This is a genomic window from Paracoccus benzoatiresistens (assembly GCF_026913015.1).
Taxonomy (GTDB): Bacteria; Pseudomonadota; Alphaproteobacteria; order Rhodobacterales; family Rhodobacteraceae; genus Paracoccus; species Paracoccus benzoatiresistens.
Map to the genome: position 1 here is coordinate 27,392 of NZ_JAPTYD010000001.1, position 23,673 is coordinate 51,064.

Sequence of the window (23,673 nt, forward strand, 5' to 3'; positions counted from 1 at the left end):
TTTCGATGCGCAGACTGCAGGGATCAAGGGTGGAGAACGGCATGGCACGTGCAGCGCTGGCAATCTTGCTGCTTCTGGGCAGCACCCCTGCAGCATTCGCGCAGCAGGCGACCGATGCCGTGGCGCCCGAGGGCGCGACGGCCGTCGAGACCAGGGCCGATGATCTGGGTCCGCTGACGGAGGCCGCGCGTGCGGCCCTGGCGGCCAAGGCCGAGGGCCGCCCCGTCACCGGGCAGGACTGGATGGTCAGCGCCGCCCATCCCCTTGCCGCCGAGGCGGGCGCAAAGGTTCTGGCTGCCGGGGGCAGCGCCGCCGACGCCATGGTAGCCGTCCAGACCGTGCTGGGCCTGGTCGAGCCGCAAAGTTCGGGCCTGGGCGGCGGGGCCTTCCTGGTCTGGCATGACGGGGAAACGGGCGCGCTGACGACGCTGGACGCGCGCGAAACCGCGCCGATGTCCGCCACGCCCCAGTTGTTCCTGAAGCCCGACGGCCAGCCGATGGAATTCATGGATGCCGTGGTGGGCGGCCGCTCCGTGGGCACGCCAGGCACGCCCGCGGTCCTGGAAGCCGCGCATCGCCGCTGGGGCAAGGCCAACTGGTCGGGCCTCTTCGACGACGCCATCCGGCTGGCGGAAGGGGGCTTCACCGTCTCGCCTCGGCTGGCGGGGATGCTGGCCGAGGAAGGCGAGGCGCTGCAGGCCGACCCGGCGACCGCCGCCTATTTCTTTCCCGGCGGGCAGGCGCTCGCGGAAGGCGCGAACCTGAAGAATCCGGCCTATGCCGCGACCCTGCGCAAGCTGGCCGCGGAAGGTGCGGACGGCTTCTACGGGGGTGAGATTGCCGAGGGGATCGTCGCCGCCGTGCGCGGGGCCGACAGTCCGGGCGGGCTGTCGATGGGGGATCTGGCCGCCTACCGGGTCGTCGAACGCCCCGCCGTCTGCGTCGAATACCGCGCCCATGATGTCTGCGGCATGGGGCCGCCGTCCTCGGGCGGGCTGACGGTGGGGCAGATCCTGGGGATGCTGGGCGGCTATGACCTGGCCGCCCTTGGGGCCGAGAACCCGGAAAGCTGGCGACTGATCGGCGATGCCTCGCGCCTGGCCTTTGCAGACCGGGGCCGCTTCATGGCCGACAGCGACCATGTGCCGATGCCAACCGAAGGGCTCATCGACCCGGCCTATCTGGCCGAGCGCGCGAAATTGCTGGCGGGCGACGACAGCCTGCCCGAGGTCAGCGCGGGCGCGCCCGGCTGGTCCCATGCGATGCTGTGGGGGCAGGACGCCGCGCTGGAGTTGCCGTCCACCACGCATATCTCGATCGTGGACGGGGACGGCAATGCCCTGTCGATGACCACGACGATCGAGAACGGCTTCGGATCCCGCCTGATGACGGGAGGCTTCCTGCTGAACAACGAACTGACCGATTTCAGCTTCGAAACCCATGACGAAAACGGCTGGCCCGTCGCCAATGCCGTGGCACCGGGCAAGCGGCCGCGGTCGTCCATGGCGCCGACCATCGTGCTGAAGGACGGGCGTCCGGTGATGGTCATCGGATCGCCCGGCGGCAGCCGCATCATCGGCTATGTCGCCCGCGCGATCGTCGCGCATCTGGACTGGGGCATGGACATCCAGAAGGCCGTGGCCGCGCCCAATATCGTCAACCGCTTCGGTCCCATGGATATTGAGGCAGGGCTGCCTGCCGCCCTGACCGAGGGCTTGGCCGCCATGGGATACGAGCTGAACGAGACCGACCTGACCTCGGGCCTGCAGGGCATCGTGATCAGGCCGGACGGGACGCTGTCGGGCGGTGCCGATCCCCGGCGCGAGGGGATCGCCCTGGGCGGCTGAGGGATTTTCCGCGGATCGACGCCGGCCTGCGGGGGTTGAACATCGCAAGGCAAGTAGTTAGCTTGCTAACGAAGTGATGAAAGCCACCACCATGCCGCATACCGCGAACATCCTTGATACGCTGTTGCACCTCATGCGCCTTCTGCGCCGCAGCTATGACGCGCGGGCCGAAGCCGTGGGCCTGACGCTTTCGCGCGCCCGCGCCCTGACCACGCTGTCGCGGATGGACGGGGCCACGCAGGCCGACCTGGCCGCCGCGCTGGACATCGAGGCGCCCACGCTGAAGCGCCAGATCGACGCCTTGGAGCATGCAGGCTTTGTCGAGCGCCGCCCGGCCGAAAGCGACGGACGAAAGAACGCGCTGTTCCTGACCGCGCGCGGGCGCGACAGCGGCATTGTCGATTTCACCCGCCGGATGCGGGCCGAACTGGTGGCGGGCATCCCGCCCGAGGATCTGGCCGTGGCCCGATCGGTCCTGGACCGCATCGCCGGCAATATCGCGAGGCTTGACCGGGAATGACCGAGACAGCTTCCTCCGCCCCGGCCCCGGTGGTCCATCCGCCGCTGCCCGTCCCGCAGGCGCTGGCCTATATGGGCGCCGCGGTGATGCTGGCGTTGTCCCAAGGGCTGGGCCAGGGGTTCGTGTCCACCAACATCCCGCAGATCGCGGGCGACCTGGGGATCACGACGGCCCAGGCCAGTTGGCTGATGGCAGCCTACATGATCCCGCGCGCATCCCTCCCCTTGCTGCTGATCAAGATCCGCACCCAATACGGGTTGCGCCGCTTTGCCGAGGTGGGGATCATCGCCTATGTGGCGGTGGCCTTCGCATCCGTCTGGATCAGCGACTTCAGGTCCGCCGTGGTGGTGCAGGCGCTGTCGGGCGCGGCGGCCGCGCCGCTGTCCACCCTGGCCTTCATGTACATGCTGGAACCCTTGTCCCAGGAATGGAAGATGCGCCTTGGCCTGCCCGCCGCGATGACGGCGATGATGGCGGGGCCGACGCTGGCGCGCGTCGTCTCGCCTGCGCTGATCGGGGATGGCGGGCTGACATGGGTCCACCTGACGGCGCTTGGCATGGCGATGGTGTCGCTGATGCTGGTTTTCCGCCTGCCGCTGCGGCCGGTGCCGCACATGAAGGTGATCCAGACGCTGGACTTTCTCAGCTTCCTGTTGATCGGCTTCGGCTTTGCGGGGCTGACGATCGGCTTTGTGATGGGGCCGATCCACTACTGGACCGACGCGCCCTGGATCGGCCTGCTGCTGGCGGCATCCGCCGCGTCCCTAGCGGTCGCGGTCGCGGTCGAGCTGAACCGCAGCGCGCCGCTTCTGGACATCCGCTGGCTGGTCAGCCCCGCCATGCTGCACCTGACCGCCACGCTGTTCCTGTTCCGGCTGATCCTGTCCGAACAAAGCGCCGGCGCCCCCCGCATGTTCCAGAGCCTTGGCGTCGCACCCTCGCAGATGACCGGGCTGTTCGCCATCATTGTCGGCGCAAGCCTGCTGGGCGGACTGGCCTGCGTGGCCTGGATGCGCCCGAACCGGGTGCCCGTCCTGCATCTGGTGGCGCTGCTGCTGATCGCGTTGGGCGCCTTCATGGACGCCCGGGCCACCATGGACACGCGGCCCGAACAACTGATCGTCAGCCAGGCTCTGATCGCGTTTGCCGGGATGCTGTTCCTGCCGCCCGCGATGATGGCGGGGCTGATCTCGGCGCTGTCGCGCGGGCCGCAATACCTTTTGTCCTTCGTGATCGTCTTCATCTCGACCCAATCCCTGGGGGGGGTGCTGGGGTCGGGCCTGTTCACCACCTTCATCAACCACCGCCAGGCCGCCCACTACGCGACCCTGACGGAACAGCTTGCCACCACCGACATGCCCACGGCGCAGGCCATCGCGGCGCGGGCCGCGGGGCTTGCCGCCCAGATCCCCGAAGCCGCCGCCCGCCGCGTCCAGGCAGCAGCGCAGATCGCGCAGGATGCCTCGGCCCAGGCCTATGTGATGGCCTACAACGACGCCTATCTTCTGACCGCCCTGGTTGCCCTTGCCGCCGCCCTGGCCCTGCTCCTGCACCTGCTGCGCGACCGGCTAGCCCTGCGCATGGCCCCCCGGCCGAACCCGGATACGACCCCATGAAAAAAGAAAACCTCCTTCCCACCCTCATCGCCCTGGTCATCGGCGCCGCGGGCGTCCTGCTGCTGCTTTACGCCTGGCACCTGCCGCCCTTCCAGGCGTCCGAGCCCACGACCGAGAACGCCTATGTCCGTGGCAAGGTCACGATCATCGCGCCGCAGGTCACGGGCTATGTCAGCGCGGTCGAGGTCACGGATTTCCAGCCTGTCAAGGCAGGCGACGTGATCGCGCGGATCGACGACCGGATCCCGCGCCAGAAGCTGGCCCAGGCCGAGGCGCAGCTGGCTGCCGCCCGTGCCGCGATGGAGGTCGCCACCCAGGGCGTCGCCTCGGCGGAGGCGGTGGTGCGCGCCGAGGAGGCGGGCGCCCGATCCGCGCGCTCGGCACTGACCACGGCGCAGGCCAACTGGGACCGCTCGGAAGCGCTGCGGACGCGGGGCGTCGCCTCGCAATCGGCGGCCGAACAGTCGGAACTGGCCTTGCAGCAGGCCGACGCGGCGGTGACCCAGGCCGAGGCGCAACTGGACGTGCAGCGCGAGGCCGTCAAGTCCGCGCGCGTTGCCCTGCAATCGCACCAGGCCGAGATCGCCAGCGCCGAAGCCGCCGTCGAATTGGCCCGGATCGACCTGGACAACACCGTCATCCGCGCGCCCGCCGATGGCCGGCTGGGCCATGTCTCGATCCGGGTCGGGCAGTACGTGACGCCGGGTGCGGCACTTGTGTCGCATGTGGGCAGCGACGTCTGGGTCATCGCGAACTTCAAGGAAACCAGCCTGACCGGGCTGCAGCCGGGCGAGGTCGTGCGCTTCACCGCGGATGCCCTGCAGCACCAGGGCTTTACCGGGCGGGTGGAATCCTTCTCGCCCGCGACGGCATCGGAATACAGCCTTCTGGCGGGAACCAATGCCACGGGCAATTTCACCAAGATCGCGCAGCGCCTGCCGGTCCGCATCTCCATCGACCCGGGCCAGCCGAGGGTCGAGGATCTGCGCCCCGGCATGTCGGTGGTGGTTCACGTGGACACCGATACAGCGCCCGAATGACGGATCAGCCCCCTGCGGAGGCGGCCAGTCGGTCGCCCTCGTCCACGTCCGGCGCCGGATCGTCCCCGACGCCTTCGTCCAGCATCTCACCGGCCTCGGCCATGTCGGCCGCATCGGACGGATCGACTCCAAAGCGCGCCGCCACGTCGGGGGCATAGCGGAACAGATCCCCGCGCAGCTTCAGCAGCGACAGGTCCTTGGTCTTGGCCTCCAGCATCACGTCGAAATCCAGGCCCTCGGCCTCGCGCATGAAGGTTGCGAACTCGAAGGGATTGGTGAAATCCGCATGCCCCGTCCAGATGGGCGGCAGCAGCACCGTCTTGAAGCGCGACGTGGACTTCACCACCTCCCGGGTCAGCGGACCCTTGGCCGGAGCCGCCGATTTCAGGGCCGCGCGTTCCTTGTCGGTCACCTTGCGCTTGACCTCCCGCAACTCGGTCCGGGGCGAGGAAAAGTGGATCTTCGGCCGCACGCCGTCCGGCCAGGACCGGACAAAGCGTTCCAGCGTCGGGCGCAGCGCCAGCCCCTCGGGGTTCAGGCACCAGAAATGCTGGTAGTCGAAGATCAGCGGCACCCCGCAGCGGTCATGGATCCACAGCACGTCGGCGGCGGAAAAGCGGATGTCGTCGTTTTCCAGCACCAGCCGGCGGCGGACATGGTCGGGGCACTGGTTGTAGCCCTCGATCCAGCGGGCGCGGCTTTCCTCCCGGTCGTCGTAGACGCCGCCCACATGGGTGACCAGCACCGCCTCGGGGCCCATGCCCATGCGGTCCAGCATCTCGGCCTGCGAGGACAGATCCCAGATGCTTTTCCGGGTCAGCGCCGGGTCGGGGCTGTTCAGCAGCACGAATTGCGAGGGGTGGAAGGACAGCCGCATGTCCAGTCCGCGCGCCTTGCGCCCGAGCGCCGCGAGTTCGGCATCGCTTTCGCCCACCATGCCGTGGAACTGCGGCATGTCGGGATGGGTCGCATAGGGCGCAAGATCCGAGGACATGCGGTACATGTCGATGCCTGCCTCGACCAGGTAGTCCAGGATCGCGTCCACATATTCCAGCGAGGTCTTCAGATGCGGGTTCTGCTGCCAGCGCCGGGTGTCGTTGCTTTTCATGCCGGGCCGTCCCATCACCTTGACGGGAAAGCCCAAGCGGAGCGGTCTATCAGTCATGCACAGTCTCCTCGGGGAATCCGATCCGGGCGGCAAAGTCGTTCCAGTCGGCCGGACGTAGCGCGCCGCCCGTGGCCTGGGCGTGGCCGCTGCCGTATTCCGTGCCCGCGCCGGGGGGGCGGTGATCGGCCAGGAAGCGGATCAGATCCGTGCCGGTCGCGCTGCGCGCGGCAAAGTGGATCCAGCCGGGGCGATAGCCGGTATTGACGGCCAGCACGATCTTGTCCCTCAGCCTGCCGCGCCAGGCCTGCGCCACCAGCGGGTGGACTTGGCAGGGCGATGAAAAGCGGATCAGCGCGATGTTCCCGCGGATTCTCGGCGGGCTGCGCCGGGCAGCGTCCAGTTCCGCCGCGACCTCGGCCTTGGCGGCGTGCAGAAGCGCGGTCTCGGGGTGCCCGCCCCTGAGCAGGTCCTTGGGCGAGGCGCATTTCAGCAGCAGCGCCAGCGCCGGGCTTGCATCGGCCCCGGCCGTCCGGCGCGGCGCATTGACCAGCGACACGGCATCCCGCAGCGCCGTCTTGCCGTATCGGGCCTGCGCCTCGGCCAGTTCCGGGAAGCCTTCGACGGCCATGTCGCCGATAAGCCCAAGCGCCGCGAGCCAGAGGTCGTCCTCCGCCGCCCCGCCGCACCACCAGGCCAGCAGCGAGGAGGTCGGCTCGGGCAGCCAGCCATTGCCGGAAATCACGGCCGCATCGCCCGGCGTGCCGGTCGGCACATGGTGATCGACCAGCACCGTGGGCAGGCCGGGCAGGATGTCGCCCTGCCGCACGCCAAGATCGGTGACGACCAGCCCGCCGGGCCGCTGCGCTTCCAGGTCCTGCCGCAGGGCGGGTGTCCAGGGGTTCTCGCCCTTGCCCATGATGCGGATATCGGCGGCCCGGCCCGCGCGGTCCAGGGCGCGCGCCAGGATCGCCACGGCCGACAGCCCGTCGGCGTCGAAGTGACCCAGGATCAGCGGGCGCCGGTTCGGGTCGAAGCGGTCAAGCGCCGCCCGGAAGGCGGGGGCCACTTCGGCAGGGTACCGGGGCGCGGGATCCTGGCGGGCAGGGTTCTGGGGGAGGGGTGCGGGCATGGTCCCCAACGTCGCAGGGGCCTCCCGGTTTCACGAAACACGGGAACAGACTGGGTCCCGTCCGGCGTTCCATGGCATGACCCGGCAAGTGACAGCGGAGGGTTCGACATGAAACTGACCGACGAGGGACGCGACCGTGTTGCCCAGGTCGCGCGGCGGCACGGCTTCAGCCTTGATGCGGCCGAGGCCCTGCTGGCCGCCTTGGCGCAGGGCGGGGGCCGGCAGGCGCAGTTCGATCACCCCGAACTGGGCGGCATGGGCCAGTGGTCCGGTGGAATGCTGATGATCGGAGAGATGTTCGACAACAACCTGAAGGCACGTGTCGCGGGCCTGATCCAAGACCTGGCGGACATGGCGGGATCGGTGTCGCAGGCTTCACAGGCACGGGGCGGCGAATCCCCATGGCCGTCCGAACTTGGCGCGCCATCGTCCAGCGGGGCGCAGAACGACATGCGCTATGCGGTCTTTCCCGCCTCGAGGCGGCTGGCCGTGATGCGCGGCGGGCAGATGTTCCTTTATGACACGGGCGAACACCAGATCAGCGGCGTGTCCCAGCAGCAGGGGGCCGGCCATGCGCTGTCCTTCACAAGCCAGCATGGCCCGGTGTCGCTGGACAGCCTTGCCCCGGCAGGCCTTCCGGGGGCCGCCCCCGCGCCGGATGCGCAGCCCGGCCCAGCCGATGCCGCGCCCCGGCCGGTGAAGGCCGATGAGTCGATCCCGGCCATGATCGAACAACTCCACGCGCTGCTGTCGCGCGGCATCCTGACCCAGGCCGAATTTGATGCAAAGAAGGCGGAACTGCTGGCCCGGCTGTAGAGATCACTGGACCTTCGCTGATTTGCGAAGGCCATCGCCTTCGCCATGTGCAGCGATCGCCATCCTTGCCGCCGTGTTCCAAAGGACCGCTCGGCACCCGTCCTTGCCGCTCAGGCCAGGTATTTCCCGAACCAGGCCAGGGTGCGGTCCCATGCCTGCCGGGCCGCCTCCGCGTCATAGCGGGGGGTCGAGTCGTTGTGGAAGCCGTGGTTGGTGCCGGGATAGATGTGGGCCTCGAAGACCTTGCCATGTTCCTTCAGCGCGGCCTCGTAGGCGGGCCAGCCCGCGTTGACGTTCTCGTCATGCTCGGCAAAGTGCAGCAGCAGCGGGGCCTTGATCTTCGGGACATCCTCGACCGGCGCCTGGCGGCCATAGAAGGGCACCGCGGCCGCCAGTTCGGGATAGGCGACCGCGGCCGCGTTCGACACGCCGCCGCCATAGCAGAAGCCGGTGATGCCGACCTTGCCGGTGGTCATGGGGCTTTCCAGCAGGAACTCGATGGCGGCTAAGAAGTCGTTCATCAGCTTGGCGGGATCGACCTCGCGCTGCAGCTCGCGACCCTTTTCGTCGTTGCCCGGATAGCCGCCCTTCGAGGTCAGCCCGTCCGGCGCAAGCGCCACATAGCCCGCCTTGGCGACGCGGCGCGCCACATCCTCGATATAGGGGTTGAGGCCCCGGTTCTCGTGCACGACCACGACGCCGGCGGCGGGCGTTTCGACCGCGACCCCGTCCCGGGCGGGGCGGACCAGATAGGCGCGCACCTCGCCATGCCCTTCCGGGGAAGGGTAGGTGATGTATTCGGCGACGATGCCGGGATCTGTGAAGGCGACCTGCTGGGCCAGGGCGTAATCGGGGCTCAGCGTCTTCAGAAGCGCCATCGCGGTCATCCCGCCGACCGCGTATGTCGCGGCGCGGTCCAGGAATTCGCGCTTGGTGATCCGGCCATGGGCATAGAAGTCGTAGAGTTCCAGCAGTTCCTGCGGAAAGTCCTTCGCGGTCAGGCGTGTCATCCGAGATCCCCTTGTGCGGTGGAGTGCCGGCAAAATCCTAGGGCAGGGTTCACCCCCGGCAAAGCGGATCCTTTGCACATTCCCGCCAGCCGGCTTGCCCGCAGGGGGAACGCGGGATCACCCCTTGGTGTTGGGCCAGTCCCACAGACATGCAGGAGGTCGCGATGAGTGATAAGGCAAATCCCGATGCCGTGCCGCCCGGCGCACCCGGCTCGGGCGAAAATATCTGCCGCAAATGCGAGGGAAGCGGCCGGGTCGATGGCAAGGACTGCCCCGATTGCGGCGGCACGGGCAAGGTCACGACGGGGATCGGCGGCGGGTAAGCCGCGGCCCGGGGTGAAGGCATTCCCGAACCCCGGGCGTCACAAGGCCGCAAAAAAATAGTCAGCCGGACAGCGGCTTAGCGTCGTTGACCGACCGGCGAAACAATGTCACCCTTCCGTCATGCGAATGTTGCGTTCGCGTCACCTTGGCCCGCTAGGCCCGGCGCGAACCGCAGCTCCATAAAGGGGGGAACATCATGAAACGACTTTTCGCCGCATCCGCGGTGGCGTTGATTGCGTCGCTGACGGCTGCCCAGGCACAGACCGAAATCCAGTGGTGGCACGCCATGGGGGGCGAACTGGGCGCCAAGCTTGAGGAAATCACCAAGGGCTTCAACGACAGCCAGGACGAATTCCGGATCGTTCCCTCCTACAAGGGCACCTATCCCGAAACGATGACCGCTGCGATCGCCGCCTTCCGCGCGCAGCAGCAGCCCGCCATCGTTCAGGTCTTCGAGGTCGGCACCGGTACCATGATGGCCGCCAAGGGCGCCATCGTGCCCGTCCACCAGCTGATGACGGAACAGGGCGCCAACTTCGACCCGGCCTCCTTCCTGCCCGCCGTGGTAGGCTATTACACCGATACCGACGGCAACATGCTGTCGCTGCCCTTCAACAGCTCGACCCCGATCGTCTATTACAACAAGACCATGTTCGAGAAGGCGGGCCTTGATCCGAACACGCCGCCCAAGACCTGGGCCGAGCTGGAGGAGTTCAGCACGAAGATCAGGGACTCGGGCGCGGGAACCTGCGGCTTCACCACCCAGTGGATCAGCTGGATCCAGACCGAGAACCTGTCCGCCTGGCACAACCAGCCCATCGGGACCGAGCAGAACGGCTTTGGCGGCACCTCGGCGCGCCTGTCGCTGAACGGCCCGGTGCAGGTCAAGCACTGGGCAAACCTCAAGCGCCTGTCCGATGAAGGCATCTTCAAGTATGGCGGCCCGGTCGGCGGCGACAACGCGGCGCCGATGTTCTATTCCCAGGACTGCGCCATGTACATGGCAAGCTCGGCCAGCCGGGCGGGCGTGGTCGCCAATGCCAAGGACTTCGAGGTCGGATACGGCATGCTGCCATACTATGACGATGTCGAGGGCGCGCCGCAGAACTCGATCATCGGGGGAGCGACGCTGTGGGTCCTGTCGGGCCGCCCGGACGAGGAATACGCGGGCGTGGCCAAGTTCTTCGAATACCTGTCCTCGCCCGAGGTTCAGGCCGACTGGCACCAGTTCTCGGGCTATCTGCCGATCACCCAGGCTGCCTATGACCTGGGCAAGCAGCAGGGCTTCTACGACAAGAACCCCGGATCCGAGGTCGCGTTGCAGCAGATCACGCTGAACGAGCCGACCGAGAATTCCAAGGGGCTGCGCTTCGGCAGCTATGTCCAGATCCGCGGCATCATCGACGAGGAGTTCGAGCAGCTTCTGTCCGGGTCCAAGGACGCGCAGGGCGCGCTGGACTCGGTGGTCGGGCGCGGCAACGCGCTGCTGGAAGAATTCCAGGCCCAGAACCAGTAATCCCGGCACGGGGCCGCGCCTTGTCGCGGCCCCGTTCCCCGAGAAGGAAAGACGATGAAGCGCACGATTTTCAGAAACCAGTTGCTGCCCTGGCTGTTGCTGGCACCGCAACTGGCGATAACCTTCGTCTTCTTTCTCTGGCCTGCGGCCCAGGCCGTCCGGCAGAGCTTTCTGCGCCAGGACGCCTTCGGCATCAGCACGCAGTTCGTGGGCCTGTCGAACTTCAAGGCGCTGTGGAACAGCCCGGAATACCTGAACTCGCTGCAGGTGACGGCGGTCTTTGCGGTGATGGTCACGGTGCTGTCGATGGGCTTTTCGCTGCTGCTGGCGGTGGCCGTGGACCGCACGATCCGCTCCTCCAGCCTTTATACCACGCTGCTGGTCTGGCCCTATGCGGTGGCCCCCGCCGTCGCGGGCATCCTGTGGTGGTTCATCTTCAACCCGACCATCGGCATCATGCCCTATGTCCTGGACGTGGTGGGCTATGACTGGAACCACATCAGCTCCAAGACCGACGCCCTGGTGCTGGTCGTCATCGCATCCGCCTGGAAGCAGATCAGCTACAACTTCCTGTTCTTCGTCGCGGGCCTGCAATCCATCCCTGCCAGCCTGCGCGAGGCCGCGGCCATCGACGGGGCGGGGCCGGTCAAGCGCTTCTTCGACATCACCCTGCCGCTGCTGTCGCCGACGACCTTCTTCCTGCTGGTGGTCAACATCGTCTATGCCATGTTCGACACCTTCGCCGTCATCGACGCCACAACCGAGGGCGGCCCGGCGCAGGCCACCAACATCCTGGTCTACAAGGTCTATTTCGACGGCTTCGTGGGCCAGAACATGGGCAGTTCGGCCGCGCAGTCGGTGGTGCTGATGGGCATCGTGATCGCCCTCACGGTGATCCAGTTCCGCTATGTCGAGAAGAAGGTGGCCTATTGATGATCGAGAACCGCCCCGGCCTGAACCTTCTGGCGCACCTGACCCTGATGCTTGGCGTGGCGATCGTCGCCCTGCCGGTCTGGGTGGCCTTTGTCGCATCCACCCATACCGCGACCGACTTCATGTCGGGGACCATCCCCATCTGGCCCGGCCCCCACCTGGTCGAGAACTACGCCCGGATGCTGGACGCGGGCGTGTCCACCAGCGGCACGCCGCCGGTCGGCACGATGATGCTGAACAGCCTGATCATGGCGCTGCTGATCGCCTGCGGCAAGATCGCGATCTCGATCACCTCGGCCTTTGCCATCGTCTATTTCCGCTTTCCGCTGCGCAACCTGGCCTTCTGGTGCATCTTCATCACCCTGATGCTGCCGGTCGAGGTCCGGATCGTGCCGACCTTCCAGGTGGTGGCCGATCTGGGGCTGCTGAACAGCTATGCGGGCCTGTCGATCCCGCTGATCGCATCCGCCACCGCGACCTTTCTGTTCCGGCAGGTCTTCCTGACCATCCCGGACGAACTGACCGAGGCCGCCCGTATTGACGGCGCAGGGCCGATGAAGTTCTTTCGCGACATCCTTCTGCCCTTGTCGCGCACCAATATCGCGGCGCTGTTCGTGATCCTTTTCATCTATGGCTGGAACCAGTACCTGTGGCCGCTGCTGATCACCACCAGCAGCGATTACTACACGGTGGTCGCGGGCATCAAGCGCATGGCCGATGCCGTGGACGGGCTGCCGCAATGGCATCTGGTCATGGCGACCGCGATGCTGGCGATGCTGCCACCGGTCGCGGTGGTGATCGGAATGCAGCGCCTGTTCGTCAAGGGCCTGGTCGAGACGGAGAAATAAGATGGCCTCAATCACGCTCGACACTGTCGGCAAGATCTATGCCGGCGGCACCCGCGCCGTGACCGGCGTTTCCATCGACATCGCGGATGGCGAATTCATCGTGCTGGTCGGCCCGTCAGGCTGCGGCAAGTCCACGCTGCTGCGCATGGTCGCGGGGCTGGAACCGATCAGCGAGGGCACGGTCCGCATCGGCGACCGCGTGGTCAATGACATCGAGCCCGCCGACCGCGACATCGCCATGGTATTCCAGAACTATGCGCTGTATCCGCACATGTCGGTGCGCCAGAACCTGGCTTACGGGTTGAAGAACCGCGGCACGCCCAGGCCCGAGATCGACCGTCGCGTGGCCGAGGCCGCCGAGATCCTGCAGATCGGCCCCTATCTCGACCGCAAGCCCCGCGCCTTGTCGGGCGGCCAGCGCCAGCGCGTCGCCATGGGCCGCGCCATCGTCCGCGAGCCGGCGGCCTTCCTTTTCGACGAGCCCCTGTCGAACCTGGACGCCAAGCTGCGCGTCACCATGCGGCTGGAAATCAAGGAATTGCAGCGCCGGTTGCGCACCACCGCGATCTATGTGACCCACGACCAGCTCGAGGCGATGACGCTTGCCGACCGGCTGGTGGTGTTGAACGGCGGCCGGATCGAACAGATCGGCACCCCTCTCGAGGTGTATCGCAAGCCCGCCTCGACCTTTGTCGCGGGCTTCATCGGCAGCCCGGCCATGAACCTGATCCCGTCCCGCGCGGTGCCCGGCCTGCCCGGCACCGCCCATGCGGGCATCATCGGCATCCGCCCCGAGGATCTGACCGTCGCCCCCGACGGGCCCATCGGCATGGATGTGGTCGCGGTCGAGGAACTGGGCGCCCAGCGGCTGGTCCATGGCCGGACGGGGGGCGAGCCCTTGACGGTGACCATGCCCTCGGACGCCGCGCTGTCGGACAGGCTGCAGCTTGCCTGGCGGCCGGGCGCGCTGCACCTGTTCGGGGCCGAGGACGGGCGGCGGATCGACTGATCCCTCACGCCTGGCCGATCAGCACCATCACCAGCGGAATCGTCACGATGCCAAGCGCGGTCGAGATCAGGATCGCTGCTGACACCCGCTGCTGCGCCACGCCGAAATGCTGGGCCAGGATATAGACATTGCCCGCCACGGGCAGGGCGGCGGCGGCGATCATGACGCCCGCGGCAAAGGGCTCGACCCGCAGGGCCCAGGCCGCCAGGGCCACGGCCAGGGGATGCAGCACCAGCTTGGCGCCGCTCAGCCAGGCCGAGGCTGCCAGCCGCTGCAGCCGCCGGCCCGCAAGGCTGGCGCCGATGGCAAACAGCGCCCCGGGGGTCGCGGCGGCGCCCAGCAGGACCAGGAACTCGTCCAAGGGGCCGGGCAGGGGCAGGCGCATCTGCGCCCAGGCCAGGCCCGCGACCATCGACAGGATCATCGGGTTGGCGACGATGCCGCGCCCGATGGGCGCAAGGCTGGCCAGTCGCAGCCCGCCGCTGCGCCCGGCATGGATGATCAGCGTGATCAGCGTGGAAAAGACCAGCATGTCGATGGTCAGGACCATCAGCACCGGCCCGATGGCACGGTCCCCCAGCAGCACGACCAGCATCGGCACGCCCAGGAAGCCGGTGTTCCCGATCATGCAGCACTGCGCCTCCATCGCCGCCTCGGCCAGAGGCAGCCCCCGGGCGCGGGCTGCCGCCATGCCGATCAGCCAGACCGCGAAGGATCCGCCCAGATAGGCCAGCACGAAGCGCCCGTCGAACAGCGCCGCCAGATCCAGGCGCGCGGCAAACCGGAACAGCATGGCCGACAGCGCGAAATAGAAGACGAACTTCGTCAGCCAGGCCGCCGCCTCGTGGGGAAAGAACCGCGTCCGCGCGGCCAGCCAGCCCAGGCCGATCAGCCCGAAAAAGGGCAGCGTCTTCAGGAAAACGGCCAGCATGCCTTCTTCTTCACTCAAATATCCCCGGGGGTGAGGCCGCGCCGGCGGCCGAGGGGGCGGAAGGCCCCCTTTCGACGGTGAATTCCGTCACGCCGTCGCCCCTGTCGCGCTGACCGACCAGCAGGTGGCCGGCGGTCTCGCAGAAATGCGGCACATCCACCGCCGCCATGGCGTCGGTCGCAAGCAGCCGCACCTGCGCGCCCTCGGGCTGGTTCACTAGGACCTTGCGCAGCCGCAGGACCGGCAGGGGGCACAACAGCCCGCGCGCGTCGATCACAAGGTTCACTGGACGCCCGTGACCTGGTCCAGGCACCAGTCCGCCAAGCTGTCGGGCGCAAGGCGCTGGCCCATGCCCCCGCAGAAGGCGGCGAAATCGGCGCGCTGCTCGGGCGGCACATGCAGCAGCACCGGGATGCCGCCGGCCACCGCCTGCGCGATCACAGAACGAAAGCCGCGTCCGATCGCCTCCTGTCGGCCGAACTTGGGCAGGATCAGCAGTTCCGCCCCGGCCATGCGGGCGGTGACGCGGGCCGCGGCCGCTTCCAGCGCGCCGGGATCCAGTCGGCAGCCGGTCGAGCCGCTGCCCAGCGACTGGGAAATCCGGATCGGCGCCTCTTCCTCTCCGATCACGATCACATCCATGTCGCAGGCGCAGTCCGCGCCCTTGTCGATGTTGCTCTGGACGGCGCCCGCCACGCGCAGCCCGGAATCGGCCAGGCGGACCGCCAGCCGCGCCAGGATCCGGTCCGCCTCGCCCGGCGGGGCATCATCGTCCAGCCCGAACCAACCCAGCATCCTATACCCCGCTGTCCAGCGCGAATTTCATCAGGCCATTGATCCCGTCCACGCCCAGCTTCTTCTTGAGCAGGGACGAGGTATTGGCGGCGGTCTTGTAGCTGACATCCAGCTCGTCCGCGATGGCCTGCAGGCTCATGCCCCGGCCGATCAGGGCCAGCACCTGCCGTTCGCGGTCCGACAGCGCGCCCAGGGGGTCGGCGGCGGCACCGGCCCGCAGGGTCGCCAAGGCCATGGCGTGGCGCGGCGACAGGTAGAACTCGCCCTCCTCCAGCATCCGCACCGCCTCGCGGAAATCGGCGGGGGGCGCGTTCTTGGACAGGAACCCCTGCGCGCCCGCCTGCAGGGCGCGGGCGGCGAAACCGGTCTGGTCGTTCATGGAAAAGATCAGGATCCGCGCATCGGGCGCGGCCGCGCGCAGGGGCGCCACCAGATCCAGGCCCCCCGCACCCGGCAGGCTGATGTCCAGCACGATCAGGTCGGGCGCTTCGCCCTCGGCCAGCTGGGCCAGCGCTTCCTCGCCCGACATGGCCTGGCCGATCCGCTCGTATCCCAGGTCGCGCAGCAGGCGGTTCGCGCCCAGATGGGTGACGGGATGGTCGTCGATGACAAGCGCGGATTTCATGGCGATCCTTCTTCCGGCTGCTGCAGGGGCAGGCTGGCGGCGATGGTGGTTCCCCCTGCGCCCGAGGACAAGCGCAAATCGCCGCCCAGAAGGGTGATCCTTTCGCGCATCCCGGTCAAGCCGGTGCCCTCGCGCGCGCCGGGTGCCATGCCGCGGCCATTGTCGCGCAACTCCATCCGCCAATGCGCCGGATCGGTCCACAGCCGCACCGTGACCCGGTCGGCCCCGGCGTGGCGCAGGGCATTGGTGGTGCCTTCCTGCAGGATGCGGAACAGGGTCAGGGCGGTCGCCTCGTCCGGCTCGGGCAGGCCGGGCGGAAGGTCCAGGTCGATGTCGAGATCGGGAAAACGCCGCCCCAGATCGCCGACATAGTCCGACAGCACGGCAGACAGCGGCAACTGCCCGATGGCGGCGGGGCGCAGGTCGCCCAGCAGGGCGCGGTTCACGCGGGCGATCTCCTCGGCGATCTGGGCAATGGACGTCGCATGGGCTTCGATGGCGGGGCTGGTCGCGGCTTCGCGCAGGGCATCGACCTCGACCCGCAGGCCGAACAGGCAGGGGCCCATCTCGTCATGAAGATCGCGGGCGATGGCCTTGCGCTCCTCGTCGCCCCGCGTGATGACGCGGCGCTGCAGCCGGGCGCGGTCCGCCTGCGCCTGGACCAGGGCCTGGGCCAGGTCGTCCACCCCCGCGGCCACCCCGGCCAGATCGCGCTGCGGCACGGGGCCAACGCGGGCCGACAGATCCCCCCGGCGCAGGTCGGCCAGCCGGCTGGCGATCACTGCGACCGGGCGCAGCGCATGGCGGGTGGCCAGCAGGATCAGCCCTGCCTGCACCAGCGCGGCCAGGGCCGCCAGGCCCAGGAAGGCCGACAGGTCGCGCCATGCCAGCGCGATCTCTGCCCCCGGATCGGCCGCGATGAAGACATAGCCGCGCGGCCGCCCCTCGATCGCCACCGGCATGCGGGTTTCCAGCGGGTCGGGGGCGACCAGGGCCGCGAACCAGCGCGGCGCCGGGGCTGGGGCCTGGACGGGGGCGGGCGGGCGGCGCACCACCCCGTCCACCGCATCGACGATGCCCAGGGTCACGTGGCGCGGCACGACCAGCCGTTCGGGCAGAAGCTGCATGATCCGGTCGGGCGGCACCGCCCCCTGCATCGTGCCCACGGTGGCCAGCACCAGGGCGCGCGCGGTTTCCACGGCCAGCCGCGTCTCGGTCGCGATGTCGCGGCGCGCGCTTTCCAGGCTGGCGGCGGCCAGCGCGCCGAACAGCGCCGCCTGCACGGCCAGGATCACCAGAAGAATGCGCTGCGTCAGGCTGAGCCGGTTCATGGCGTGCAGATTGGCCGACGGGCGCGGGGCCGTCAAATGGGCGAAAGACGCCTTTTCGCAGGCCCCGTGGCCACGTAGAAGGGGGCATGACCGATTACGACGCACTTCACGCCCGCATCCGCTCCCTGACCCATGGCGAGACCGACGAGGTCGCGCTGATGGCGACCCTGGCCTGCGAGATCCACCATGCCGACGACCGGTTCGACTGGACCGGCTTTTACCGCGTGACCGCGCCCGAGCTGCTGAAGATCGGCCCCTATCAGGGCGGGCATGGCTGCCTGGTGATCCCGTTCTCGCGCGGGGTCTGCGGGGCGGCGGCGCGGACGGGCCAGGTCCAGCTTGTGCCGGACGTGGACGCATTTCCCGGCCACATCGCCTGCGCAAGCTCGACCCGGTCGGAAATCGTGCTGCCGGTCCGGGGCAGGTCCGGGCGGCTGATCGGCGTTCTGGACATCGACAGCGACCAGCCCGACGCCTTTACCGAAGGCGACGCCACCCGGCTGGCCGCCATTCTGGAGGAGGTCTTCAAGGATGTCTGACTTTGCCGGGCGCTGCCTGTGCGGCGCCGTCACCTTCAAGGGAACCTGGGCACCCGAGCCCGTCCGCGCCTGCCATTGCGGCCAGTGCCGCCGCTGGTCGGGCCATGTCTGGGCCGGAGCCGAGGCGACCGGCCTGACGATCGAGGGGCCGGTCAAGTGGTTCCGCTCCTCGGCCGAGGCCGAACGCGGCTTCTGCCCGGAATGCGGCAGCAGCCTGTTCTGGCACCAGCTGGGCGCCACCCGTCATGACGTGGCGCCGGGCGCCGTGGACAACCCCACGGGCCTGCGGCTGGCGGGCCATATCTTTGTGGCCGACAAGGGCGACTACTACGACATCGCCGACGGCCTGCCGCAAGAGCCGCAGGGCTGAGACCAGGGAAGAACCCGCATGATCTGGGACACGATGACCGCCATTCCCCCGGCGCAACTGGCCGCCTTTGTCGCGGGCGGGCTGATGCTGAACGTGGCGCCTGGCCAGGACGTGTTCTTCGCCAGCGCCTGCGGCATCCAGGGCGGGCCGCGCGCGGGGGCGCTTGCGGGTCTTGGCGTGGGGCTCGGGGTGCTGCTGCATGTGACGATGGCGACCCTGGGTCTTGGCGCCATCGTCGCCTCCCACCCCGGGACGCTGCTGGCGATCAAGTACGCGGGCGCGGGTTATCTGCTGTGGCTGGCCTGGAAAAGCTGGCGGGCGGGACCCGAGGGCCCTGCGGCGCGCGGCAGCAGCGGGCGCTGGAACATCATCTGGCGCGGGTTCCTGTCGAATGCCCTGAACCCCAAGCCGGTGCTGTTCCTGCTGGCCTTCCTGCCGCAGTTCACCAATCCCGCCTGGGGGCCGGTGTGGCAGCAGATCCTGGGCCTTGGCCTGATCTTCGCCTTTACAGGCACGCTGGTCACCATGGCTTACGGCGTTGTCGCCGGCCATGCGGGCCATGTGATCGGGCAGCGCCTTGGCCTGGTCAACAAGGTCGCCGCCGTGATGTTCGCAGGCCTGGCGATCCGGCTGGTGGCGAAATGACCGCCTTTGCCTATGCGCCCCCGACGGAAGCGCCGCAGGTGCTTCATGCCGATCACGAGATCCTGGTGGTCGCCAAGCCCTCGGGCCTGCTGTCCGTGCCGGGCCGGGGCGAAGGCAAGGACGACTGCCTGATCAACCGGCTGCGGGGCGCCTTTCCGACGATCCTGCTGGTGCATCGGTTGGACCAGGACACCTCGGGCGTCATGGTCTTTGGCTTGACGCCGCACGCGCAGCGGACCCTGTCGAAGCAGTTCGAGGGTCGCCGCGTCAAGAAGGCCTATGTCGCCCGCCTTGCCGGGCGGCTGGAGCCGAAGACCGGTCAGGTCGATCTGCCGCTGATCGTGGACTGGCCGAACCGCCCGCGCCAGAAGGTCGATCACCATGAAGGCCGCCCGGCGCTGACCGAATGGCGGGTAATGCGCGCAACCGATGACGAAACCCGCGTGCGCCTGTTCCCGCTGACCGGGCGCAGCCACCAGTTGCGCGTCCACATGGCCGAGATCGGCCACCCGATCCTGGGCGACCCGCTTTACGCGACAGGTGCCGCGGCGGATCACCCCCGCCTGATGCTGCATGCCGAAAGCCTGCGCCTGCGCCATCCCGACAGCGGCGTGCAGGTCAGCTTCAGCCAGCCCGCGCCATTTTGAGCCTGGGCCGGCGCGGGCGGGGGTTCTACGCGCCGATCACCTGATCCGCGACCTGTGCCGACCGCAGCATGTCCTCCAGGGACAGTGATTCGATCAGGATCAGGTAGGACCAGAAAATCTCGGCAAAGACCTTGCGGATGCGGCAGGATGCCTCGTCCCGGCAGTCCTCGCAGCGCTGATAGGCGCGGCGCGACAGGCAGGGCAGGGGGGCGATCGGCCCGTCGATCAGGCGCAGCAGTTCCGAGATGGAAATGTCGCTGGGCCGCTTGATCAGCAGATAGCCGCCCGACCGGCCACGGATGGAACTGACCATGCCGGCGTTGCGCAACTCCAGCAGGATCTGTTCCAGGAACCGCTTGGGCGTGTCCGAGCGGCGGGCGATCTTTTCAATGGTCAGCGCCTCGGGGACGGGTTGGGCAGCCTCGTCGCCCAGCACCAGCATCGCCTTCAGCGCATATTTCATCTTTTGCGTGATCATGGCCCACACTATGCCGAGGAAATACCCGACTCAAGGTCGAGATTTAGGCAAGGGATGCCCTCGATGGCATTTTCTCCTGCAAGGGCAGGCCAAGATGCGTCCATTGCAAGATATACGACAAAGACGCTAGACTTTTGCTGTTTTTATGGCACCCTGAAGGCCAAGACGCCTGCCGAAGGAATTTCGAATGAACAGCCTGGACCTGATCGACCGCAAGATCGTCGCCGCCCTGATGGAGGACGCGACGCAGCCGATCGCGCAGATCGCCGATCGCGTGGGCCTGTCGCAAACCCCGTGCTGGAAGCGCATCCAGAAGCTGGAGTCGGCGGGCGTGCTGACGGGCCGCGTGGCCCTGGCCGATCCCGCCCAGCTTGGCTTGGGCTTGACCGTCTTCGTGGGGGTCGAGGCAAGCGACCATGGCGCCGAATGGCGCGATGCCTTCCTGGCGGCCGTCCGCAAGTTCCCCGAGATCATGGAAGCCTATCGCATGGCGGGGGAAATGGACTATCTGCTGCGCGTGGCGGTGCCGGACATGGCCGCCTATGACGACTTCTACCGCAGGCTGACCGATGCCGTTCCGATCAAGAACCTGACCTCGCATTTCGCGATGGAGCGGCTGCGCTATACCACCGCCTATCCCATCAATACCCGCGACCGCTAGAGATCGTTGTTCTCTTTGGCACAGGATCTTTGGGAACTAAATCACGACAATCTGTGTAGTGTTATGTGGAATTAGAGAGGAAGGAATCGCACGATGTCCAAGACCCTGATCGTTCCCGGCCTCGACGGATCGCCCGCCCCGCATTGGCAGGACTGGTGGGCCCGCACCGATCCCAATGCGATGATCGTCGATCTGCCCGATCCCCGCCGTCCCGTCCGAGAGGCCTGGGAAGCGGCCCTGGCCGTGATGATCCTGCGGCATCCGAACAGCATCCTGGTAGGCCATTCGCTGGGATCGGTGCTGATCGCCCAGATGCTGACCCGCTGGTCGGGGCTGAAGGTGCGCGGCGCCATCCTTGTCGCCCCCGCCGATCCGCTGGCAGGAACCGAGGACTGCAAGCGCATCCGCCGCTTCGGCCCGCTGCCCGACATCGCGCTGGACGTGCCGGCGGTGCTGGTCGCCAGCCGCAACGATCCCTGGATGTCCTTCGACCGCAGCCGGGATCTTGCCGAAACGCTTGGCGCCGACCTGATCGACCTGGGCCATGCCGGCCATATTAACATGGCCTCGGGCTTTGGTCCCTGGCCGGGCGGCAAGGTGATCCGCGACCGGATGCTGGAACAGACCGAGCGCCCTTCGGTCCTGCGCAGGCTGCTGGGCCAGACCGGCGCGGCCTTGTCGCGGCGCGCGCCGCTGGCAGGCACGTGATGGTCAGCCGCAGCTTCCAGCGCCATGTCGATCCCGATCCAAGCCCCGTCATCGATTTCGGAGTGCCCTACATGTTCGACATCCAGACCGAACTGCACCTGCGCCGCGCCGAACGCGAGGCCGCGACCTGCCACGACGCCAGCCGCGCCACCCGCGCGATCCTGATCGCGGCGAACCTGTCAGCCCTGTCCTTGCTGGCTGCAACGCTGCTCTGAACCCTGCGAGGCCCCATGACCGTTGATCCGATCCTGATGGCTCCCCTGGCCCCGCTGGCGGAGGGCGCCGGCCCCCATGTCGTGGTCATCGGCGGCGGCGCCAGCGGCGTCCTGATGGCCGCCCACCTTTTGCGCGATTCGCAAGGGCAGGCCAAGGTCACGATCATCGAAGGGCGGCACATGCTGGGCTGCGGCATCGCCTATTCGACCGACGATCCCGACCACCTGCTGAACACCCGCGCCATCAGCATGAGCGCCTTTCCCGACCAGCCGCGCCATTTCTGCGACTGGCTGGCCGAACAGGGCATCCCCCTCGGCCCGCAGCCCGGCGACAGCTTTGTCAGCCGATCGACCTATGGCGCCTACATGGCCAGCCTGATCGAGCCCTGGTCGCGTGGCGAGGGTCCCCGTCGGCTGCGCTGCCTGCGCGATCTTTGCGTGGGTCTGACGCAGGACGCCAAGGGCGTCACCGCGCATCTGTCGGACGGCCAGGGCATCCGCGCCGACATGGCGGTCCTTGCCACGGGCCATGCGCTGCCCGAACCCGACCCCCAGGGCCTGGTGCAGGGGTCCTGGGAACAGGGCGAACCGCCGGACCGGGACGATCGGGTGGTGATCGTGGGGTCGGGCCTGTCGATGATCGATCAGGCGCTCAGCCTGCTGCGCCGGGGACACCGGGGCGAGATCCTGGTGGTTTCGCGCCGTGCGCAACTGCCGCGCGTTCATGCCATAACGCGGCCCCTGCCTGTGGCGCTCGAGGATATTCCGCTGGGCGCGCCGGTCAGCCGGCTGGTGGCCTGGCTGCGCGCGCTGGCCGCCCGGGCCGAGGCGGCGGGTGGCACCTGGCGCGACGCGATGGACGGGGTGCGCCCGCATATCCGCGCGATCTGGCAGGCGCTGCCCCTTGCCGAACGTGCCCGCTTCCTGCGCCATGCGGCATCGTGGTGGGAGGTTCATCGCCACCGCCTGCCCCCGGAAAGCGCGGCCCCGATCCGCGCCGCGATCAGGACCGGGCGCATGCGCCTGCTGGCAGCAAGCTTCCAGGGCGCCGGGCGCGATGCCGAAGGGCAGTTGCAGGCCGTCATCCGATGTCGCGGCAGCCGGGCCGAACAGCGCGTCGGATGCGCGCGCATCATCGATTGCCGGGGCATCCGGCGCGATCCCGAACGGAATGCCACGCCCGTGGTCGGCAGCCTGCTGCGCGACGGCCGGGCGCGCATCGATCCGCTTCGCCTGGGCCTGGATGTCAGCCCCGACGCGGCCGTCATCGATGCGCAGGGCCAGCCGTGGGAGCGGATTTTCGCCATCGGTCCCGCATCCCGGGCGGCCTTCTGGGAAATCACCGCCATTCCCGACATCCGCGACCAGACGGCGCAGCTGGCGCGACAGTTGATCGCGCTTTCGGCGCGCGCCTAGACCTGCGCCAGATAGCCGCGCAGCACCTGCAGCTTGGCGGCGGCGACATCGACGATGCTGTCGGCCGACATCGCGTCGTCATTGGCCCAGATGCGGAAGGTATCGCCCAGGGCATGCGAGATCGCCTCGGCCAGCAGTTCCGCGTCGGATCGCGCATCCTCTCCGACCCTGGTCACGGCCAGGTCCGCGATCTGGTCGCGCAGGCGTCTGAGCGATCCATAGAAGATCGGCAGCAGCTCCGGCGCCGTTCCCAGCAGCCGGTCGATCAGTTGCGAGGTGCCGCGGTCCAGGTCGCTGTTGTTCAGCAACTGCCGCAGCGCCTGCAGCAGGTCGGCCAGCAGCGGCCCGGACGAGGCGCGGAACCAGGCCACCGTTTCCTCGTCGAAGCAGGGTGCCTGGCCCACGATCGCCGTATCCCTGTTCAGGTAATAGTTGAAGAAGGTGCGCTGGCTGATGCCCGCCTCGGCGGCGATCATCTCGGTCGTCACCAGGTCATGGCCGTGCCGCAGGGACAGGGTCAGGGCTGCCCGTTGGATCTCGCGCGAGGTCTGCAACCTCCGGCGATCACGAAGCGTTGATTTCCCGGCCATATCGCC

At 68.2% G+C, this 23,673-nt stretch carries 28 protein-coding genes; 18 read left to right on the top strand and 10 right to left on the bottom strand.

What is annotated here, in order from left to right; translation table 11 throughout:
* The first annotated feature begins 41 nt into the window (after positions 1-41).
* The 4 genes from ggt to OU682_RS00165 all read left to right on the top strand — a co-directional run bounded on the left by ggt (position 42) and on the right by OU682_RS00165 (position 5,023).
* Positions 42-1,847 carry a gamma-glutamyltransferase gene (ggt, locus tag OU682_RS00150; RefSeq protein ID WP_268940035.1) on the top strand — a complete coding sequence of 602 codons (1,806 nt, stop codon included), beginning with the start codon at positions 42-44 and terminating at the stop codon, positions 1,845-1,847.
* 76 nt (positions 1,848-1,923) lie between these two features.
* Positions 1,924-2,367 (top strand): MarR family winged helix-turn-helix transcriptional regulator, encoded by a 444-nt coding sequence (locus OU682_RS00155; protein ID WP_268940036.1) that lies wholly within the window; start codon positions 1,924-1,926, stop codon positions 2,365-2,367.
* The gene (locus OU682_RS00160) at positions 2,364-3,983 is read left to right on the top strand and encodes an efflux MFS transporter permease (protein ID WP_268940037.1); all 1,620 of its coding nucleotides are present in this window, start codon (positions 2,364-2,366) and stop codon (positions 3,981-3,983) included. The genes OU682_RS00155 and OU682_RS00160 overlap by 4 nt, the downstream gene beginning before the upstream one ends.
* Complete coding sequence (locus OU682_RS00165) at positions 3,980-5,023, top strand: HlyD family secretion protein (protein ID WP_268940038.1); 1,044 nt, start codon at positions 3,980-3,982, stop codon at positions 5,021-5,023. Before OU682_RS00160 ends, OU682_RS00165 begins: the two co-directional genes overlap by 4 nt.
* Positions 5,024-5,027: 4 nt before the next feature.
* On the opposite strand, the gene uvsE is transcribed toward OU682_RS00165, so the two are convergent.
* Both uvsE and OU682_RS00175 read right to left on the bottom strand, forming a co-directional pair.
* Positions 5,028-6,188 carry a UV DNA damage repair endonuclease UvsE gene (uvsE, locus tag OU682_RS00170; protein ID WP_268940039.1) on the bottom strand — a complete coding sequence of 387 codons (1,161 nt, stop codon included), beginning with the start codon at positions 6,186-6,188 and terminating at the stop codon, positions 5,028-5,030.
* Positions 6,181-7,260 carry a hypothetical protein gene (locus OU682_RS00175; protein WP_268940040.1) on the bottom strand — a complete coding sequence of 360 codons (1,080 nt, stop codon included), beginning with the start codon at positions 7,258-7,260 and terminating at the stop codon, positions 6,181-6,183. Before OU682_RS00175 ends, uvsE begins: the two co-directional genes overlap by 8 nt.
* A gap of 108 nt (positions 7,261-7,368) precedes the next feature.
* Between OU682_RS00175 and OU682_RS00180 the strand changes: the two genes are divergently transcribed.
* Entirely contained in the window at positions 7,369-8,076 is a 708-nt protein-coding gene (locus OU682_RS00180) for an SHOCT domain-containing protein (RefSeq protein ID WP_268940041.1), read from the top strand.
* A 110-nt stretch (positions 8,077-8,186) separates the two neighbouring features.
* Here OU682_RS00180 and yghX read toward each other — a convergent pair whose 3' ends face one another.
* Positions 8,187-9,086, bottom strand: coding sequence for a YghX family hydrolase (gene yghX, locus OU682_RS00185; protein WP_268940042.1), 900 nt, complete (start codon positions 9,084-9,086; stop codon positions 8,187-8,189).
* Between the two features lie 164 nt (positions 9,087-9,250).
* Here yghX and OU682_RS00190 point away from each other — a divergent pair, with 164 nt between their 5' ends.
* The 5 genes from OU682_RS00190 to OU682_RS00210 all read left to right on the top strand — a co-directional run bounded on the left by OU682_RS00190 (position 9,251) and on the right by OU682_RS00210 (position 13,716).
* Positions 9,251-9,409 (top strand): hypothetical protein, encoded by a 159-nt coding sequence (locus OU682_RS00190; protein ID WP_268940043.1) that lies wholly within the window; start codon positions 9,251-9,253, stop codon positions 9,407-9,409.
* 197 nt (positions 9,410-9,606) lie between these two features.
* Positions 9,607-10,926 carry a sn-glycerol-3-phosphate ABC transporter substrate-binding protein UgpB gene (gene ugpB / locus OU682_RS00195; RefSeq protein WP_268940044.1) on the top strand — a complete coding sequence of 440 codons (1,320 nt, stop codon included), beginning with the start codon at positions 9,607-9,609 and terminating at the stop codon, positions 10,924-10,926.
* Between the two features lie 54 nt (positions 10,927-10,980).
* A complete protein-coding gene (ugpA, locus tag OU682_RS00200) occupies positions 10,981-11,859 on the top strand; it encodes a sn-glycerol-3-phosphate ABC transporter permease UgpA (protein ID WP_268940045.1) in 879 nt (292 codons plus the stop codon).
* The gene (gene ugpE, locus OU682_RS00205) at positions 11,859-12,707 is read left to right on the top strand and encodes a sn-glycerol-3-phosphate ABC transporter permease UgpE (protein ID WP_268940046.1); all 849 of its coding nucleotides are present in this window, start codon (positions 11,859-11,861) and stop codon (positions 12,705-12,707) included. Before ugpA ends, ugpE begins: the two co-directional genes overlap by 1 nt.
* Before the next feature lies 1 nt (position 12,708).
* The gene (locus tag OU682_RS00210) at positions 12,709-13,716 is read left to right on the top strand and encodes a sn-glycerol-3-phosphate import ATP-binding protein UgpC (RefSeq protein ID WP_268940047.1); all 1,008 of its coding nucleotides are present in this window, start codon (positions 12,709-12,711) and stop codon (positions 13,714-13,716) included.
* Positions 13,717-13,720: 4 nt separating this feature from the next.
* On the opposite strand, the gene OU682_RS00215 is transcribed toward OU682_RS00210, so the two are convergent.
* Genes OU682_RS00215 through OU682_RS00235 form a run of 5 tightly spaced genes read right to left on the bottom strand, consistent with a single transcriptional unit; the run spans position 13,721 to position 17,398 of the window.
* Positions 13,721-14,647, bottom strand: coding sequence for an AEC family transporter (locus tag OU682_RS00215; RefSeq protein WP_268940048.1), 927 nt, complete (start codon positions 14,645-14,647; stop codon positions 13,721-13,723).
* Positions 14,648-14,657: 10 nt separating this feature from the next.
* Positions 14,658-14,933, bottom strand: coding sequence for a sulfurtransferase TusA family protein (locus tag OU682_RS00220; protein ID WP_268940049.1), 276 nt, complete (start codon positions 14,931-14,933; stop codon positions 14,658-14,660).
* On the bottom strand, positions 14,930-15,442 hold the full coding sequence (locus OU682_RS00225; RefSeq protein ID WP_268940050.1) for a DUF2478 domain-containing protein: 513 nt from the start codon (positions 15,440-15,442) through the stop codon (positions 14,930-14,932). Before OU682_RS00225 ends, OU682_RS00220 begins: the two co-directional genes overlap by 4 nt.
* Position 15,443: 1 nt before the next feature.
* A complete protein-coding gene (locus OU682_RS00230) occupies positions 15,444-16,067 on the bottom strand; it encodes a response regulator (RefSeq protein WP_268940051.1) in 624 nt (207 codons plus the stop codon).
* Positions 16,064-17,398, bottom strand: a complete 1,335-nt coding sequence (locus tag OU682_RS00235; protein WP_268940052.1) for an ATP-binding protein — start codon at positions 17,396-17,398, stop codon at positions 16,064-16,066. The genes OU682_RS00230 and OU682_RS00235 overlap by 4 nt, the downstream gene beginning before the upstream one ends.
* 86 nt (positions 17,399-17,484) lie before the next feature.
* On the opposite strand from OU682_RS00235, the gene msrC reads away from it, so the two are divergent.
* Genes msrC through OU682_RS00255 form a run of 4 tightly spaced genes read left to right on the top strand, consistent with a single transcriptional unit; the run spans position 17,485 to position 19,599 of the window.
* On the top strand, positions 17,485-17,937 hold the full coding sequence (gene msrC / locus OU682_RS00240) for a free L-methionine (R)-S-oxide reductase MsrC (protein WP_268940053.1): 453 nt from the start codon (positions 17,485-17,487) through the stop codon (positions 17,935-17,937).
* Entirely contained in the window at positions 17,930-18,307 is a 378-nt protein-coding gene (locus tag OU682_RS00245; protein ID WP_268940054.1) for a GFA family protein, read from the top strand. Before msrC ends, OU682_RS00245 begins: the two co-directional genes overlap by 8 nt.
* An 18-nt stretch (positions 18,308-18,325) precedes the next feature.
* The gene (locus tag OU682_RS00250; RefSeq protein ID WP_268940055.1) at positions 18,326-18,952 is read left to right on the top strand and encodes a LysE family translocator; all 627 of its coding nucleotides are present in this window, start codon (positions 18,326-18,328) and stop codon (positions 18,950-18,952) included.
* The gene (locus OU682_RS00255) at positions 18,949-19,599 is read left to right on the top strand and encodes a pseudouridine synthase (protein WP_268940056.1); all 651 of its coding nucleotides are present in this window, start codon (positions 18,949-18,951) and stop codon (positions 19,597-19,599) included. Before OU682_RS00250 ends, OU682_RS00255 begins: the two co-directional genes overlap by 4 nt.
* Positions 19,600-19,624: 25 nt before the next feature.
* Here the strand turns inward: OU682_RS00255 and OU682_RS00260 are convergent, their stop codons facing one another.
* The gene (locus OU682_RS00260; protein ID WP_268940057.1) at positions 19,625-20,077 is read right to left on the bottom strand and encodes an RrF2 family transcriptional regulator; all 453 of its coding nucleotides are present in this window, start codon (positions 20,075-20,077) and stop codon (positions 19,625-19,627) included.
* Positions 20,078-20,264: 187 nt separating this feature from the next.
* Between OU682_RS00260 and OU682_RS00265 the strand changes: the two genes are divergently transcribed.
* The 4 genes from OU682_RS00265 (at position 20,265) to OU682_RS00280 (ending at position 23,077) form a co-directional block, all read left to right on the top strand.
* Positions 20,265-20,738: an Lrp/AsnC family transcriptional regulator gene (locus OU682_RS00265; protein WP_268940058.1), complete on the top strand. Its 474-nt coding sequence runs from the start codon at positions 20,265-20,267 to the stop codon at positions 20,736-20,738.
* A 93-nt stretch (positions 20,739-20,831) separates the two neighbouring features.
* On the top strand, positions 20,832-21,446 hold the full coding sequence (locus OU682_RS00270; RefSeq protein ID WP_268940059.1) for an RBBP9/YdeN family alpha/beta hydrolase: 615 nt from the start codon (positions 20,832-20,834) through the stop codon (positions 21,444-21,446).
* Positions 21,446-21,661 carry a hypothetical protein gene (locus OU682_RS00275; protein ID WP_268940060.1) on the top strand — a complete coding sequence of 72 codons (216 nt, stop codon included), beginning with the start codon at positions 21,446-21,448 and terminating at the stop codon, positions 21,659-21,661. Before OU682_RS00270 ends, OU682_RS00275 begins: the two co-directional genes overlap by 1 nt.
* Before the next feature lie 15 nt (positions 21,662-21,676).
* The gene (locus OU682_RS00280; protein ID WP_268940061.1) at positions 21,677-23,077 is read left to right on the top strand and encodes an FAD/NAD(P)-binding protein; all 1,401 of its coding nucleotides are present in this window, start codon (positions 21,677-21,679) and stop codon (positions 23,075-23,077) included.
* On the opposite strand, the gene OU682_RS00285 is transcribed toward OU682_RS00280, so the two are convergent.
* Positions 23,074-23,667: a TetR/AcrR family transcriptional regulator gene (locus OU682_RS00285; RefSeq protein ID WP_268940062.1), complete on the bottom strand. Its 594-nt coding sequence runs from the start codon at positions 23,665-23,667 to the stop codon at positions 23,074-23,076. The genes OU682_RS00280 and OU682_RS00285 overlap by 4 nt on opposite strands.
* Positions 23,668-23,673 lie beyond the last annotated feature (6 nt).